Source organism: Curtobacterium sp. ER1/6 (assembly GCF_001742745.1).
GTDB lineage: Bacteria > Actinomycetota > Actinomycetes > Actinomycetales > Microbacteriaceae > Curtobacterium > Curtobacterium citri.
Window position 1 is genome coordinate 224,865 of the sequence record NZ_MJAK01000001.1, and the last position, 15,064, is coordinate 239,928.

14 protein-coding genes are annotated in these 15,064 nt (G+C 71.8%); 11 read left to right on the forward strand and 3 right to left on the reverse strand.

Going from position 1 to position 15,064, the window contains the following annotated elements; all coding sequences use genetic code 11:
* Positions 1 to 63: 63 nt before the first annotated feature.
* From Cus16_RS01010 to rbfA, 5 genes are all read left to right on the forward strand, one after another.
* Positions 64 to 1,818 (forward strand): proline--tRNA ligase, encoded by a 1,755-nt coding sequence (locus Cus16_RS01010; RefSeq protein WP_069710777.1) that lies wholly within the window; start codon positions 64 to 66, stop codon positions 1,816 to 1,818.
* 201 nt (positions 1,819 to 2,019) lie between these two features.
* Entirely contained in the window at positions 2,020 to 3,015 is a 996-nt protein-coding gene (nusA, locus tag Cus16_RS01015; RefSeq protein ID WP_069710778.1) for a transcription termination factor NusA, read from the forward strand.
* Positions 3,016 to 3,121: 106 nt separating this feature from the next.
* Complete coding sequence (locus Cus16_RS01020) at positions 3,122 to 3,439, forward strand: YlxR family protein (RefSeq protein WP_069710779.1); 318 nt, start codon at positions 3,122 to 3,124, stop codon at positions 3,437 to 3,439.
* Positions 3,440 to 3,514: 75 nt separating this feature from the next.
* On the forward strand, positions 3,515 to 6,355 hold the full coding sequence (infB, locus tag Cus16_RS01025) for a translation initiation factor IF-2 (protein WP_069710780.1): 2,841 nt from the start codon (positions 3,515 to 3,517) through the stop codon (positions 6,353 to 6,355).
* Between the two features lie 92 nt (positions 6,356 to 6,447).
* Complete coding sequence (gene rbfA / locus Cus16_RS01030) at positions 6,448 to 6,900, forward strand: 30S ribosome-binding factor RbfA (protein ID WP_069710781.1); 453 nt, start codon at positions 6,448 to 6,450, stop codon at positions 6,898 to 6,900.
* Positions 6,901 to 6,919: 19 nt separating this feature from the next.
* Here rbfA and Cus16_RS01035 read toward each other — a convergent pair whose 3' ends face one another.
* Positions 6,920 to 7,801, reverse strand: coding sequence for an A/G-specific adenine glycosylase (locus Cus16_RS01035; protein WP_069711352.1), 882 nt, complete (start codon positions 7,799 to 7,801; stop codon positions 6,920 to 6,922).
* 70 nt (positions 7,802 to 7,871) lie between these two features.
* On the opposite strand from Cus16_RS01035, the gene Cus16_RS01040 reads away from it, so the two are divergent.
* From Cus16_RS01040 to Cus16_RS01060, 5 genes are all read left to right on the forward strand, one after another.
* The gene (locus Cus16_RS01040; protein WP_141718757.1) at positions 7,872 to 8,318 is read left to right on the forward strand and encodes a hypothetical protein; all 447 of its coding nucleotides are present in this window, start codon (positions 7,872 to 7,874) and stop codon (positions 8,316 to 8,318) included.
* A 66-nt stretch (positions 8,319 to 8,384) separates the two neighbouring features.
* Complete coding sequence (gene truB, locus Cus16_RS01045) at positions 8,385 to 9,344, forward strand: tRNA pseudouridine(55) synthase TruB (RefSeq protein WP_069710783.1); 960 nt, start codon at positions 8,385 to 8,387, stop codon at positions 9,342 to 9,344.
* Positions 9,341 to 9,706, forward strand: a complete 366-nt coding sequence (locus Cus16_RS01050; protein WP_069710784.1) for a hypothetical protein — start codon at positions 9,341 to 9,343, stop codon at positions 9,704 to 9,706. The genes truB and Cus16_RS01050 overlap by 4 nt, the downstream gene beginning before the upstream one ends.
* A 78-nt stretch (positions 9,707 to 9,784) precedes the next feature.
* Entirely contained in the window at positions 9,785 to 10,225 is a 441-nt protein-coding gene (locus tag Cus16_RS01055) for a hypothetical protein (RefSeq protein WP_069710785.1), read from the forward strand.
* Positions 10,226 to 10,235: 10 nt separating this feature from the next.
* Complete coding sequence (locus tag Cus16_RS01060; RefSeq protein ID WP_069710786.1) at positions 10,236 to 11,201, forward strand: bifunctional riboflavin kinase/FAD synthetase; 966 nt, start codon at positions 10,236 to 10,238, stop codon at positions 11,199 to 11,201.
* Positions 11,202 to 11,304: 103 nt separating this feature from the next.
* Here the strand turns inward: Cus16_RS01060 and Cus16_RS01065 are convergent, their stop codons facing one another.
* Both Cus16_RS01065 and Cus16_RS01070 read right to left on the reverse strand, forming a co-directional pair.
* Entirely contained in the window at positions 11,305 to 12,537 is a 1,233-nt protein-coding gene (locus Cus16_RS01065) for a DUF349 domain-containing protein (protein ID WP_189319500.1), read from the reverse strand.
* Between the two features lie 135 nt (positions 12,538 to 12,672).
* Positions 12,673 to 13,485, reverse strand: coding sequence for a peptidylprolyl isomerase (locus Cus16_RS01070; RefSeq protein WP_069710787.1), 813 nt, complete (start codon positions 13,483 to 13,485; stop codon positions 12,673 to 12,675).
* Between the two features lie 108 nt (positions 13,486 to 13,593).
* On the opposite strand from Cus16_RS01070, the gene Cus16_RS01075 reads away from it, so the two are divergent.
* Entirely contained in the window at positions 13,594 to 15,009 is a 1,416-nt protein-coding gene (locus tag Cus16_RS01075; protein ID WP_411266592.1) for a replication-associated recombination protein A, read from the forward strand.
* Positions 15,010 to 15,064 lie beyond the last annotated feature (55 nt).

The window sequence follows — 15,064 nt, forward strand, 5'->3', positions numbered from 1 at the left end:
CGGCCCCGCCACGTGTCTCTCGTCCGTCGTCGTCCCGCGAGCACCGCCGCTAGGCTTGCGTCCGTGGTCACACGGCTCTCCCATCTGTTCCTCCGCACGCTCCGCGACGACCCCTCCGACGCCGAGGTGACGAGCCACAAGCTGCTCGTCCGCTCCGGGTACGTCCGTCGTCAGTCCCCGGGCATCTTCGCGTGGCTGCCGCTCGGCCTCCGGGTCCGCCACAAGATCGAGGACATCATCCGCGAGGAGATGGTCGCGGCCGGCGCGCAGGAGGTCCTGCTGCCCGCGCTCCTGCCCCGTGAGCCCTACGAGGCGACGAACCGGTGGACCGAGTACGGCGACGGCATGTTCCGCCTGCAGGACCGCAAGGGGTCCGACTACCTGCTCGCGCCGACGCACGAGGAGATGTTCGCGCTGCTCGTGAAGGACCTGTACGGCTCGTACAAGGACCTGCCCGTCACGCTCTTCCAGATCCAGGACAAGTACCGCGACGAGGCCCGGCCCCGCGCCGGACTCCTGCGCGGCCGCGAGTTCACCATGAAGGACGCGTACTCGTTCGACCTCACCGACGAGGGGCTCGAGCGCAGCTACCAGGTGATGCGCGACGCCTACGAGCGGATCTTCGCCCGCTTGGGCCTCGAGTACGTCATCGTCAAGGCCGACGCCGGCGCGATGGGCGGCTCGAAGTCCGAGGAGTTCCTGCACCCGATCGGCGTCGGCGAGGACACCTTCGTCCGCAGTGCCGGCGGCTACGCGGCGAACGTCGAGGCGTACGTCACGCCGGTGCCGGACGCGCTGCCGATCGACGGCCAACCGGAACCCGTGACGCTGCCGTCCGCGGACACCCCCACGATCGACACGCTCGTCGCGCACGCCAACGCGGTCGCGCCGCGTGACGGCGCCCCGTGGACCGCCGCGGACACCCTGAAGAACGTCGTGCTCGCGCTGACGCACCTCGACGGCACCCGCGAGGTCGTCGTCGTCGGACTCCCCGGCGACCGCGAGGTCGACCTCAAGCGCGCCGAGGTGGCGTTCGCCCCGGCCGAGGTCGAGGCCGCCGGCGACGACGACTTCAAGCGGCACCCGGGCGTCTTCGTCAAGGGCTACATCGGCCCGCAGGTCCTGGGTGCTGAGAGTGACTCGGGCATCCGGTACCTCGTCGACCCCCGCGTCGTCGAGGGCACGGCGTGGGTCACCGGTGCGAACGAGCGCGGCGTGCACGTCTCCGGGCTCGTGATGGGCCGTGACTTCACCGCCGACGGCGTCGCCGAGGTCTCCGACGTCCGCGCGGGCGACCCCGCGCCCGACGGCTCCGGCCCGCTCGAGACCGCCCGCGGCATGGAGATCGGGCACGTGTTCCAGCTCGGCCGCAAGTACGCCGAGGCGCTCGACCTCAAGGTGCAGGACGAGAACGGCAAGCTCGCGACCGTCACGATGGGCTCGTACGGCATCGGCGTGACGCGCATCCTCGCGATCCTCGCCGAGGCACACAACGACGAGAAGGGCCTCGCCTGGCCCAAGGAGGTCGCCCCGTTCGACGTCCACGTCGTCGCGACCGGCAAGGACCAGGTCGCCTACGACCTCGCCACGACGCTCATCGACACCCTCGAGGGCGAGCGGTACGACGTCGTGTACGACGACCGTCCGAAGGTCTCGCCGGGGGTGAAGCTCCGCGACGCCGAGTTGCTCGGTGTCCCCGTGGTCGTCGTGGCCGGGCGGAACGCCGCCGACGGCGTCGTCGAGCTGTGGGACCGCCGCTCGGGCGAGCGGCGCGACGTGCCGGTCGCCGAACTGCTCGAGGCGGTCCGCGCGATCTGATCGCGACCCCCTGACGGACTGGCGCGCCCCGCTCGGCGGCGACGCGGAGCGTTGCGCGGGGCGCGCCGACCGAGCCTGCGAGGGAGGGCGGTACCGGCACCGCGCCTCCCGTCCGTCTCGTGGTTCTGGGGTACGCTTGTGGCCGACTTCTGCGCAGTTCCACCCGCAGGAGCGACTCAGCTGAATAACGGAGGCACCTCGGTGAAGATCGATCTCGCAGTCCTGCGACTCATGGAGCGTGAACGGGAGATCCCGTTCGACGAACTCGTCCGGATCATCGAACAGGCCATCCTGACGGCGTACCAGAAGCACCGCACCGAGAACGACGAGCACGTCGACCCGCAGGCGCGCGTCGAGCTCGACCGCAAGTCCGGCGAGGTCTCGGTGTACGTGCCCGAGCGCGACGAGGACGACAACGTCGTCGGCGAGGCCGTCGACCAGCCCAGCGACTTCGGCCGCATCGCCGCCTTCGCCGCCAAGCAGGTCATCAACCAGCGGCTGCGGGACATCGGCGACGACAAGATCCTCGGTCAGTTCCGCGGCAAGGAGGGCGACATCGTCGCGGGCGTGATCCAGCAGGGTCCGAACCCGAAGATGGTGCACGTCGACCTCGGCACGGTCGAGGCGATCCTGCCGCCCGAGGAGCAGGTGCCGGGCGAGGAGTACAAGCACGGCAACCGCATCCGCGTCTACGTCACGAGCGTCGGCCGCGGACCGAAGGGCCCGCAGATCACGGTCTCGCGCACGCACCCGGGCCTGGTCCGGAAGCTCTTCGCGCTCGAGGTCCCGGAGATCGCCTCGGGCGTCGTCGAGATCACCTCGATCGCCCGCGAGGCCGGGCACCGCACGAAGCTCGCGGTGAAGGCCAACGAGCCCGGTGTCAACGCCAAGGGCGCCTGCATCGGCGAGCTCGGCGCCCGCGTCCGCGCGGTGACGACGGAGCTCGGCACCGAGAAGATCGACATCGTCGACTGGTCGTCGGACCTGTCGTCGTTCGTCGCGAGCGCGCTGTCGCCGGCGAAGGTCACGAGCGCCTTCGTGCTCGACGCCTCGACGAAGGCCGTCCGCGCCCTCGTGCCGGACTACCAGCTGTCGCTCGCCATCGGCAAGGAGGGGCAGAACGCCCGTCTCGCCGCCAAGCTCACCGGCGCGCGCATCGACATCCAGCCCGACAGCATCCTCGACGGGGACGACTGAGGGGCGGGCACCGGAACACGTCGGGCGGTGGCCGCCGCCCGACGTGTTCCGCTGGTGGCGTGACCCGACCGGGCGCGCCGGATCGCGGTCGTCGGAGGCAAGGAGTATGGTGGTTCCCGTCAGAACGTGCATCGGCAGTCGTCGCCGTGCTCCTCGATCCTCCCTCCTCCGTGTCGTCGCCCTGAGCGACGGTCGTGTCGTGGCGGATCCGAAGGCAGTCATGCCGGGCAGGGGAGCGTGGCTCACCCCGACCGTCGAAGCCTACGAACTGGCCGTCAAGCGCCGGGCCTTCCGCCGGGCGCTCCGGCTGGATCGCGAACCCGACACGTCCGCAGTGCTCGACCACCTGCACGGCCTCGCAGCCGAGCAGTCGGGCGGACACCAGGACACGACAGAACAGGCTGAACGGCTTATGGACAACTGATGAGCGGCTCGAAGTGAGACCCGTCATCCAGTGAGTCCTGCCCCCTTCGCGGGGTGGGACCCGTGAAGGAGAACAGTGGCAAAACCACGCGTACACGAGATCGCATCCGAACTCGGTGTCGACAGCAAGACCGCAATGGAGAAGCTCAAGGAGCTCGGCGAGTTCGTCAAGGGCCCGAGCTCCAGTGTGGAACCCCCCGTCGCGCGCAAGCTCCGTGCTGCGCTGCAGGCGTCCGGCGCCTCGACGGCGTCGAAGCCCGCCGCTCCGGCGGCCCCGAGCGCCGCTGCGGCGTCCGGTGCCCCGAAGTCCGGCACCCCCCGGTCCAGCGCCCCGAAGCCCGGCGGTCCCCGCCCGGGTCCGGCGCGCCCGGCACCCGCACCCCAGGCCGAGCCCGAGGTCCAGGCGGCACCTGCCGCCGACGTGCCCGCGCCGGCCGCCCCGAAGTCGGTCGCACAGCGGCAGGCCGAGGCCGAGGCTGCCCGCAAGGCAGCCGAGGTCGAGAAGGCCGCCGAGGCGTCTGCGCCGAAGGGTGACGCCGTCAAGCCCGGCGGTGCCCCGAAGCCCGGTTCCGCCGCCGGTCCGAAGCCGGGTGGCCCGAAGCCGGGCGCCCGTCCCGGCAACAACCCCTACGCGTCCAGCCAGGGCATGGGCTCGCGCCCGCCGCGTCCGGGCAACAACCCGTTCGCGTCCAACCAGGGCATGGGTCAGCGTCCCGCCGGCGGTGCCGGTGGTGGCAACGGCATCCCGCGTCCGGCTCCGCCGCGTCCGGGCGTCCCGCGTCCCGGTGCGCCGCGTCCCGGTGGCCCCGGCCAGGCGAACCGTCCCAACGGCTTCGGGCAGCGCCCGGGCCAGGGCGGCGGTCGTGGTGGCCCCGGCGGTCGTCCGGGCGGTGCCCCGGGTGCCGGTGGCGGCTTCCCCCGTCCGGCCTTCAGCGGCCCGCGTCCCGCCGGTGGCGGTGGCCGTGGTCGTGGCCCCGGTGGTGGTACCGCCGGTGCGTTCGGTCGCGGTGGTGGCAAGAGCCGTGCCCGCAAGTCGAAGCGGACGAAGCGCGCCGAGTACGAGATGCGGCAGGCGCCGTCGCTCGGCGGTGTGCAGGTCCCGCGCGGCGACGGCAACACGGTCGTCCGTCTGCGTCGCGGTGCGAGCATCTCGGACTTCGCGGACAAGATCGACGCGATGCCCGGCAACCTGGTCACGGTGCTCTTCCACCTCGGTGAGATGGCGACCGCGACCGAGTCGCTGGACGAGGCCACGTTCGAGGTCCTCGGCGAGGAGCTGGGCTACAAGATCCAGATCGTCTCGCCCGAGGACGAGGACCGTGAGCTCCTCGAGGGCTTCGACATCGACATCGACGCCGAGTACGCCGACGAGGACGACTCCGTCCTGCAGCAGCGTCCCCCGGTCGTCACCGTCATGGGTCACGTCGACCACGGCAAGACCCGCCTGCTCGACGCCATCCGCAACTCGAAGGTGGTCGAGGGCGAGGCCGGCGGCATCACGCAACACATCGGTGCGTACCAGATCGTCACCGAGCACGAGGGCATCGAGCGTCCGATCACGTTCATCGACACCCCGGGTCACGAGGCCTTCACGGCCATGCGTGCCCGTGGTGCCCAGGTGACGGACATCGCGATCCTCGTGGTCGCGGCGGACGACGGCATCATGCCCCAGACGATCGAGGCGCTGAACCACGCCCAGTCGGCCGGTGTGCCGATCGTGGTCGCGGTGAACAAGATCGACAAGGAGGGCGCGAACCCGGCGAAGGTCCGGCAGCAGCTCACCGAGTACAACCTGGTGGCCGAGGAGTACGGCGGCGACGTCATGTTCGTCGACGTGTCGGCGCGCAACAACGTCGGCATCCAGGACCTCCTGGACGCGGTGCTGCTCACGGCGGACGCGGGGCTCGACCTGCGTGCGAACCCCGACAAGGACGCCCGCGGTGTCGCGATCGAGGCCCGACTCGACAAGGGTCGCGGTGCGGTCGCCACGGTGCTCATCCAGTCCGGCACGCTGCACGTCGGTGACGCCATCGTGGCGGGCACGGCCTACGGCCGGGTCCGTGCGATGACCGACGAGAACGGTGTGGCGGTCAAGGCCGCGACGCCGAGCCGTCCGGTGCAGGTGCAGGGTCTGTCGTCGGTGCCGCGCGCCGGTGACACCTTCCTGGTGACCGAGGAGGACCGTACGGCCCGCCAGATCGCCGAGAAGCGTGAGGCCGCCGAGCGCAACGCCCAGCTGGCCAAGGCCCGCAAGCGCATCTCGCTCGAGGACTTCACCCGCGCACTCGAAGAGGGCAAGGTCGACTCGCTCAACCTCATCATCAAGGGTGACGTCTCCGGTGCCGTCGAGGCACTCGAGCAGTCGCTCCTGGACATCGAGGTCGACGACAGCGTCCAGCTCCGCATCCTGCACCGCGGTGTGGGTGCGATCACGGAGTCGGACATCGACCTGGCCACGATCGACAACGCGATCGTCGTCGGCTTCAACGTCCGTCCGGACGTCAAGGCCCGCGAGCGTGCGGCCCGCGAGGGCATCGACGTGCGCTTCTACTCGGTCATCTACAACGCACTCGAGGACATCGAGCAGTCCCTCAAGGGCATGCTCAAGCCCGAGTACGAAGAGGTCCAGTCGGGTGTCGCCGAGATCCGCGAGGTGTTCCGCTCCTCGAAGTTCGGCAACATCGCGGGTGTCATCGTCCGCTCCGGCACGATCACGCGCAACGCCAAGGCGCGCGTCATCCGTGACGGTGTGGTGCTCGCCGACGGCCTGGCCATCGAGTCGCTGCGTCGCTTCAAGGACGACGTCACCGAGGTCCGCACGGACTTCGAGGCCGGTATCGGTCTGGGCAAGTACAACGACATCCAGATCGGTGACGAGATCGAGACCACCGAGCTCGTCGAGAAGCCGCGCGACTAGTTCCACGGTTACCCTGGGCCCCGGCCTCCTTCACGGGAGGCCGGGGCCCGTCCCCGTTCCACGCACGACGTTCATCTCCACAGGAGGACCCCATGGCCGATCCGCAGCGCGCACGCAAGATGGCGGACCGCATCAAGGAAGTCGTCGCCCGACGGCTCGACAAGGGCCTGCGTGACCCGCGTCTCGGCTTCGTCACCATCACCGACGTCCGGGTCACTGGTGACCTGCAGCACGCGTCGGTGTTCTACACCGTCTACGGCTCCGACGAGGAGCGCGCCGACTCCGCTGCGGCGCTCAAGGCCGCGACGGGCATGCTCCGCAGCGAGGTCGGCAAGAACATCACGGCCCGGCTCACGCCGTCGCTCGAGTTCATCGCCGACGCCCTGCCGGAGACGTCCGCGCACATGGAGGACCTGCTCGCGCAGGCTCAGGTCCGTGACGCGCAGGTGCGGGCCGCCTCGGCCGGCGCCCAGTACGCCGGCGACGCCGACCCGTACAAGCACGACGACGACGAGGACGACGACGAGGACGAGGCGCGCGCCTAGTCCTCACTCACTCGCTCGTTCACGCACTCGGGAGCGTGTACCCACCCGCATCGTCGCCGACGGCCAGTCCGTCGCGGAGCAGCGAGGTGAGTGCACGCTCCCGCTGTGCGTCGTCGGGCCAGACGAGGTCGATGTCGGAGCGCAGCACCGGCACGTCGCTCGACCGCAGCTCGGCCATGATCAGGCCCCGCACCTGCCGGTCGCTCCCGGCGAACCGCGCCTGCTTCGGGGCCCGCGGCCCGTCGTGCTCGGGGTAGCCGGCCGCCCGCCACGCGCACCGGTCGGCGATCGGGCAGGCGTCGCACGCAGGGGAGCGGGCGACGCAGACGAGCGCGCCGAGCTCCATCACCGCGGCGTTCGTCGCGGCGGCGTCGGCACGGTCCGCCGGCAGCACCGACTCCATGAGCGGCAGGTCCTGCTTGGCCTTCGCGGGGCCCGGCTCGGCGTGGCCGAGGACCGAGCGGGCGAGCACCCGGCGGACGTTGACGTCGACGACCGGGTGCCGGTCGCCGTACGCGAAGACCGCCACCGCTCGCGCGGTGTAGTCGCCGATCCCGGGGAGTGCGAGCAGGGCGTCGACGTCGCGCGGGACGACGTTGTCGTGCCGCTCGGCGATCGCCGTCGCGGCCGCGTGGAGCGCGAGGGCGCGCCGCGGGTAGCCGAGCCGGTCCCAGGCGCGCACCGCGTCCGCCGGGGGTGACGCCGCGAGGTCCGCAGGGGTCGGCCAGCGGGTGAGCCACGCCTCCAGTCGGGGGACCACCCGCGCCACCTGCGTCTGCTGCAGCATGATCTCGCTCACCAGCGTGCCCCACGCGGGGAAGCCGGGGCGGCGCCAGGGGAGGTCCCGCGCCTCGGCGCGGAACCAGGCGACGAGCGGGGTGGCGAGGTCGGGGCGGGTCACGCCGGTCGCGTCGTCCACAGACGGCCGGGAGGCTGCGCTCGCGTTCACCACGACAGCCTACGGTGGGTGCATGGCACGCTGGGCACCGCAAGAGACCGACACGATGGCTGCGATCGCGGGCGAGGTGATCGCGCAGGTCGGGACGAACCGCACCGTCGTCGGCATCGACGGGCAGGAGGGCACCGACCTCGAGCGCGTCGCCGCCGCACTGGTCACGGGCTTCCAGCAGCACGGCGTCTCCGCGATGGCCGCGGCCGCTCCGTCGCCCGATGCGGACGTCCTGCGCTCGGACGTCGTCACGCCGTTCCGGACGACGGGTGCGGGCGAGGGCGTCCTGGTCGTGCACGGACAGGGGCTGCTCGCAGCGGGCGCCCGGGGCCTCTGGCGCTGGTCGCTGTGGGTCGAGCAGGAGACCGGCCGTCTCGAGCGTCGTGCCGACGTGAAGATCGCCGCGTCCGCGGTGCTCGACGTCACCGACCCGGAGCATCCCCGTCGCGAGTGGAACGACGCCTGCTGAGACGGGAGGTCCCGACGCGGTCTCCCGCGCCCGCTCCGGCGCGGGCGGCGCTGGTACCCTCGTCCGGTGCTCGCTACCGCGCCTGACGGCATCCTCCTCGTCGACAAGCCGCAGGGCATCTCCAGCCACCGGGTCGTCTCGATCGCACGACGGCGGCTCGGGCTGAAGAAGATCGGGCACGCGGGCACCCTCGACCCGATGGCGACGGGGCTCCTGCTCCTCGGCGCCGGTCCCTCGACCCGGTTGCTCACGCACCTGGTCGGTCTCGGCAAGACCTACACCGCGACGATCCGGCTCGGCGTGGCAACGGACTCGGACGACGCCGACGGCGCGCCGACATCGGTGACGGGCGTCCTCGGCACCGACGTGTCGGAGGACGCGGTCGAGCGGGCGGTCGCCGCCCAGCGGGGCGTCATCGACCAGGTGCCGTCGACCGTCAGCGCGATCAAGGTCGACGGCCGTCGGGCGTACGACCTCGCGCGGAAGGGCGAGGAGGTCGTGCTGCGCTCGCGCACGGTCACCGTGTCGCGCTTCGACGTCACCGGTCGGACCGACCACACGGTCACGGTGGACGGCACCGAGGTGGCCGTGGTCGACCTCGACGTGGTCGTCGACTGCTCGTCGGGCACCTACGTCCGCGCACTCGCCCGGGACGTCGGGGCCACGCTCGGTACCGGCGCCCACCTCGTCGCCCTCCGCCGCACGGCCGTCGGACCGTTCGACGTGGCGGACGCGGTCGACCTCGAGGACGACGACGTCCACGTCGCCGGGGCGCTCCAGCGACCGGCCGACGTCGCCCGGCGGCTGTTCGACGTCGTGACGCTCGACGCGGCGGCCGCAAAGGACCTGACCGACGGCAAGCGGGTCGCCGCCGACCACCCCGACAGCGACGGTCCGGTGGCCGCGATCGCCCGGGGCGGGGACCGCCTCGTGGGCCTCGTCTCCGTCCGGCGCGGACTCCTCCGGGTCATCACCAACTTCCCGGCACCGTCCGTGCCGGGGCCGAGCGCAGGGACAGACGCGTGATCGAGTGGTTCATGTGGGTGCAGCTCACCGTCACCGTCGTGGCGGGGCTGTTCGCCGTCGTCGTGGGGTTGATCGGGTGGAAGCCGAACGACTACACGGTCGGCTCGCTCGCGCTCATCGAACTGCTGCTCGTCGCGCAGGGCGTGGTCTCGCTCGTCCTCCCCGCGGTCGGGAGCCCGCCGCAGGGCAACGGACTCGAGTTCGGCGTGTACGCGGTGTCGGTGCTCCTGGTGCCGCCCGCCGCGATCCTCTGGGCGCTCGTCGACCGCACGCGGTGGAGCACGGTGGTCCTCGGTGCCGGGGCGTTCACCGTCGCGGTGATGGTCTACCGGATGTACCAGATCTGGTTCGCACTGAACTGACCCGGGGTCGCTGCGGCCGCCCGTGCGTGACGACACCGGCGTCCGCGGTCGTCGTCGGCCGTCGGTAGACTCGACGCCGTGGCGAACAGATCCTCCCTCGCGACCGGCGTCGGCCGGGTCCTCATCGCCGTGTACGGCATCCTCGCCCTGGCGGCGACCGGGCGGAGCGTCGTCCAGATCATCGAGAAGTTCTCGTTCGCTCCGTTCGCGTACACGCTCAGCGCGGTGGCGGCCGTCGTCTACATCGTCGCCATGATCGCGCTCATCGTGCCCGGCCGGGCGTGGTACCGCGTGGCCTGCGTGACGATCGGCTTCGAGATGGCGGGGGTCCTCGTCGTCGGCACGCTGTCCCTGGTCGACCGGCAGCTGTTCCCGGACGACACCGTCTGGTCGTACTACGGCCTCGGGTACGTCTTCGCGCCGCTCGTCCTGCCGATCGCCGGCCTGTGGTGGCTGCGCAAGCACCACCGCGCCGCCGCCGCGGAGCCGACGCGCGCCACCGTCACGGCAGGCGAGTAGGGGCGGGGCCGTGCAGTTCTACGACGACATCGCCGACGTGGCGCAGGGCTTCGGCCCGAGCGCGGTGACGATCGGCAAGTTCGACGGCGTGCACGTCGGTCACCGGGCGGTCATCGCGCACCTCGAACGGGCCGCCCGCGAACACGACCTGGTGTCGACCGTCGTGACCTTCGACCGGCACCCGCTGAGCGTCATCGACCCGGACCGCGTGCCGCCGGCGCTCACGAGCACGGCGCAGCGGCGGGAGCTGCTCGAGGGCATCGGCGTCGACGCGATGCTGCTCCTGCGCTTCGACCAGGACCTGCAGTCCCGGGCGCCGGAGGCGTTCGTCTCCGAGATCCTCGTCGACACCCTGCACGCCGAACTCGTGTTCGTCGGCAGCGACTTCCGCTTCGGTGCACGCGGCGCCGGGGACGTCGCCCTGCTGCGGCAGCTGGGCGAGCAGCACGGCTTCCGGGTCGAGCTCATCGACGACGTCGACCTGCGCGACGACGTCCGGGCTGCCGACGAACGGCGCGTGTCCTCCACCTGGATCCGCGAGCTCCTCGGCGACGGGCGTGTGGCCGAGGCCGCGCGACTGCTCGGTCGCGAGCACGCGGTGCGGAGCACGGTCGTGCACGGCAACCAGCGCGGCCGGGCCATGGGGTACCCGACGGCGAACCTCGACCCGGCGTGCGAGGGGTTCGTCCCCGCCGACGGTGTGTACGCCGCACGGGTGCTGCACGACGGCACGGTCTACCCGGCTGCCGTGTCGGTCGGCAACAACCCGACGTTCGAGGGTGTGCCGGCGAAGCAGATCGAGGCGCACCTGCTCGACGTCGACATCGACCTGTACGACGACACCATCTCGGTGCTGTTCGTCTCGTACGTCCGGGGCATGGTGGCCTTCTCGTCGATGGACGAACTCGCGGCGCAGATGCGGCAGGACGACCTGGACATCCGGCTGCTGCTCGGGATGGCTGCGCCGGTCCAGTAGCACCCGCCGCACGACGGAAGGCACCTCGCGCCACGTGTTCACGTGGTGCCAGGTGCCTTCGGTCGTGCGGGAGCGGATCGGACCGCGCTGCGCTGCTGCCGGATCAGCCGCCGAGCGCGTCCAGCCAGATCTTGCGCGCGTCGAGGGCTTCCTGCGCCTCCTTGATCCTGCGCGCGTCGCCCGATGCCTGCGCGGCCTCGAGCTCCGACTGCAGCTTGCCGATGGCGTCCTCGAGCTGGCTCGCGAGCCCCGTCTGCCGGGCCTTGCGCTCCGGGTCGGATGCCTTCCAGTGCTCGTCCTCGAGGCTGCGCACGTGGTCCTCGACGGCGCGGAGACGGTCCTCGATGCGACGGACGTCGCCACGCGGGACCTTCCCGATCTCGTCCCAGCGACGCTGGATGTCCGTCAGGGTCCGACGGGCAGCGACCCGGTCCCGCTGCTGCAGGAGCGGCTCGGCCTCGGTGATGAGGGCCTGCTTCGCGACGAGGTTGGCGGAGTACTCCTCGTTCTCCACCGCGACCTCGGCGTGCCGCTGTTCGAACAGGACGTCACCCGCGGCCTTGAACCGGGCCCAGAGGGCGTCGTCGTGGCGCTTGCCGGCGCGACCGGCACGCTTCCAGTCGTCGAGCAGTTCCCGGTAGGCGGGGATGCCGTCGGACCCACGGGTCGACAGCGCCTCGGCCTGCTGGACGAGCTCCTGCTTGCGGTTGCGGGCGTCGCGGTGCTGCGCGTCGAGTTCCGAGTAGAACGCACGGCGGTGCTGGTCGACGGTCGAGCGCGCCGCGCGGAACCGCTTCCAGAGCTCGTTCGCCTCGTTCTTCGGGAGGCGCGGGCCGTCGTGCTGGTGCTGCTGCCAGCGGGCGAACACGTCGTCGAGCTGCGCGGTGATCTGCTTCCACTGCGCGCGCGCCGGGTCGACGGCGGCGAGGGACTCGGCCTCGTCCACCAGTGCCGCGCGGTACGCGAGGGCGTCGGTGAGCGCCTGCTGGGCCTGGGCGGCCTGTTCCTGCGTGAGCGAGCCGAGCTGCTCCGACAGTGCGGCGACGCGGTTCTCGAGCGACCGCAGGTCGCCGACCACGCGGGCCTCCGACACCTGCGTGCGGAGGTGCTCCACGGTGCGGGCGACGTCGTTCGCCGAGGCGCCGCGCTGCACACGCTGCTCGGCGATCTTCACCTGCCCCTCGAGGTCGGCGTACTTGCGCGCGAAGTACGCGAGGGCCTCGTCCGGGGTGGCGTCGGGGTACTCACCGACCGCCTTCTCGGTGTCCTCGTACCGGACGTACACCGTCCCGTTCTCGTCGACCCGGCCCCAGGTCGTTGCTTCGTCAGGTCCCACAGGTCTCGCCTCGATCGTGGTAGTGCATCGCCGACGTCCCCGTCGGCACGGTCAGGTCGTCAGCCTATTGCACAGGAGGGCGGTCGGGACCAGCGGCGCGTGCGGCCTGTGGACGACGCGCCGACGACCGGGGCGCTAGTCGGCCTTCCGGATGGTCGCACCGGTGATCGTGGTCGCGACCTCCGGCTCCCCGGTCCCGTCCGAGCCCGCCGACCGGATGCCCTTCGAGGTGATCTGCGACTCGAGGTCGTCGAGTCCGCTGGTGACCTTGCCGACGACCGTGTACCCGCCGGTCGACCCGTCGAGGGTGGTGTCCCCGTAGACGATGAAGAACTGGGTCGACTGCGAGTACGGCGACGCGCCTCGGGCGATCGCCAGCGTGCCCGCCGGGTACTCCCCGTCGCTCGGCACGTTCTCGAGCGGCCCGTACTCGAACCCGGCGTCGCCCGTGCCGTCGCCGTTCGCCGAGCCGCACTGGAGGAACCGGAAGCCCTTGCCGTCGGCGAGCCGGTGGCAGGTGGTGTCCCGGTAGAACTGCTCGCGGATGAGGTCGATCTCAACGCTCGCCGCCTGCGGGGCCGCCGCGCCGTCGAGTTCGATCCCCAGTCGGACGTCCTCGTTCAGGGTGAGCGTGCCGGTCCAGCGCTTCCCCTCGGCGATGTCCTTGCTCGGCACCTTCCCCGTGTTGCCCGCCGTGGCGCTGGCGGAGGGCGTGGGCGTCGCGGTGGCGGACGCGGACGCGTCGGTGTCGCGGGGGGCCTGCGCACCGGCGAACGCCAACTGCGACCCGGTCGCGAGGGCGGCGACGAGCACGAGCACACCGACCCCGACCACGTCGTCCCGCCGGCGACGGCGACGCTGCCGCTCGTGCAGGCCCTGACGGGCCTGGTACAGACGGAGACGCTCACGCGCCTCACGGTTGTCACGCGCCTGGTTCTTCGGTGCCACGGTGCTGATCGGACCTCTCGTCGACTGTGCCGACGAGCGTAGCGGAACCGTTCGTGCGCCCGGCCGGGAGGCACGCGGCAGGTCGGTGGGTCGGCCTACGATCGACACATGGCAGCGGACAGATCGGGCATGCGTGCGCCCACCACCGGCGGTCGCGCCGGGCTGGCGCAGGGCTCCGTCCCGCTCGCGGTGCGGATGCGTCCGACCAGCCTCGACGAGGTCGCCGGGCAGCAGCACCTGCTCGGCCGGGGGAGTCCGCTCGTGCAGCTCGCGACGGGGACGCGCGAGAACCCCGGCGGGGTCTCCGTGATCCTCTGGGGACCGCCCGGCACCGGCAAGACGACCCTCGCGCAGGCCATCGCCCGGCAGTCCGGGCGCGAGTTCGTCGAGCTCTCCGCCGTCACCGCCGGTGTGAAGGACGTGCGCGAGGTCATGGAGAAGGCACTCACCCACCGCGACCTCTACGGGTCGACCACGGTGCTCTTCCTCGACGAGATCCACCGCTTCAGCAAGGCCCAGCAGGACGCCCTGCTGCCGGGCGTCGAGAACGGATGGGTGATCCTCATCGCGGCGACGACCGAGAACCCGTCGTTCTCCGTCATCTCGCCGCTGCTGTCTCGCTCGCTCCTGCTCACGCTGCAGCCCCTGACCGACGAGGACCTCGGCATGCTCGTCGACCGGGCGGTCGAGGACCCCCGCGGCCTCGGCGGGTCCGTGGTGCTCGGCGACGACGCACGCTCGGCCATCGTCCGGCTCTCCTCCGGGGACGCCCGGCGTGCACTCACCGCCCTCGAGGCCGCCGCGTCGTCGGCCGTCGCCGCCCGCGCCGGCGACCCGGAGGACGACGACGAGGACGGCGACGCGCCGCTCGACGGCGTCGAGACGGTTCCGTTGGTCGACGCGGACACGGTCGCCGCGGCCGTCGACCGCGCCCTGCTCCGGTACGACCGGCAGGGCGACGAGCACTACGACGTCATCAGCGCGTTCATCAAGTCCGTGCGGGGGAGCGACGTCGACGCGGCGCTGCACTACCTCGCTCGCATGATCGAGGCCGGTGAGGACCCGCGGTTCATCGCCAGGCGGATCATCATCTCGGCGTCGGAGGACATCGGGATGGCCGATCCGCAGGCCCTGCCGATCGCGGTCGCGGCGGCGCAGGCCGTGCAGCTCATCGGGATGCCCGAGGGGCGCATCCCCCTGGCGGAGGCCGTGGTGTACCTGGCGACGGCGCCGAAGTCGAACGCCGCCTACAACGGCGTGAACACCGCGGTCGCCGACGTCCGCGCCGGGCGCATGGGCGTGGTGCCGACGCACCTGCGGGACGCGCACTACCCGGGAGCCAAGCGCCTCGGCCACGGCAAGGGCTACGTGTACTCGCACGACGCCGAGCACGGCGTGGCGCGGCAGCAGTACCTGCCCGACGTGCTCGAGGGCACCGAGTACTACGCCCCGACCGGCAACGGCTTCGAGCGCGAGCTCGGCCCGCGGGTCGAGCGGCTCCGGAAGATCACCCGCGGCGAGTAGGTCCCCACCGGAGATCCTGCTACCATTGCCGAGCCTACGTCCTGGTCCTCGCGTG

Coding starts and splice junctions, on each gene's coding strand:
- Cus16_RS01020 (WP_069710779.1), top strand. CDS start 3,122: ATGGTGGTTCCCGTCAGAACGTGCATCGGCAGTCGTCGCCGTGCTCCT.
- rbfA (WP_069710781.1), top strand. CDS start 6,448: ATGGCCGATCCGCAGCGCGCACGCAAGATGGCGGACCGCATCAAGGAA.
- Cus16_RS01040 (WP_141718757.1), top strand. CDS start 7,872: ATGGCACGCTGGGCACCGCAAGAGACCGACACGATGGCTGCGATCGCG.
- Cus16_RS01075 (WP_411266592.1), top strand. CDS start 13,594: ATGGCAGCGGACAGATCGGGCATGCGTGCGCCCACCACCGGCGGTCGC.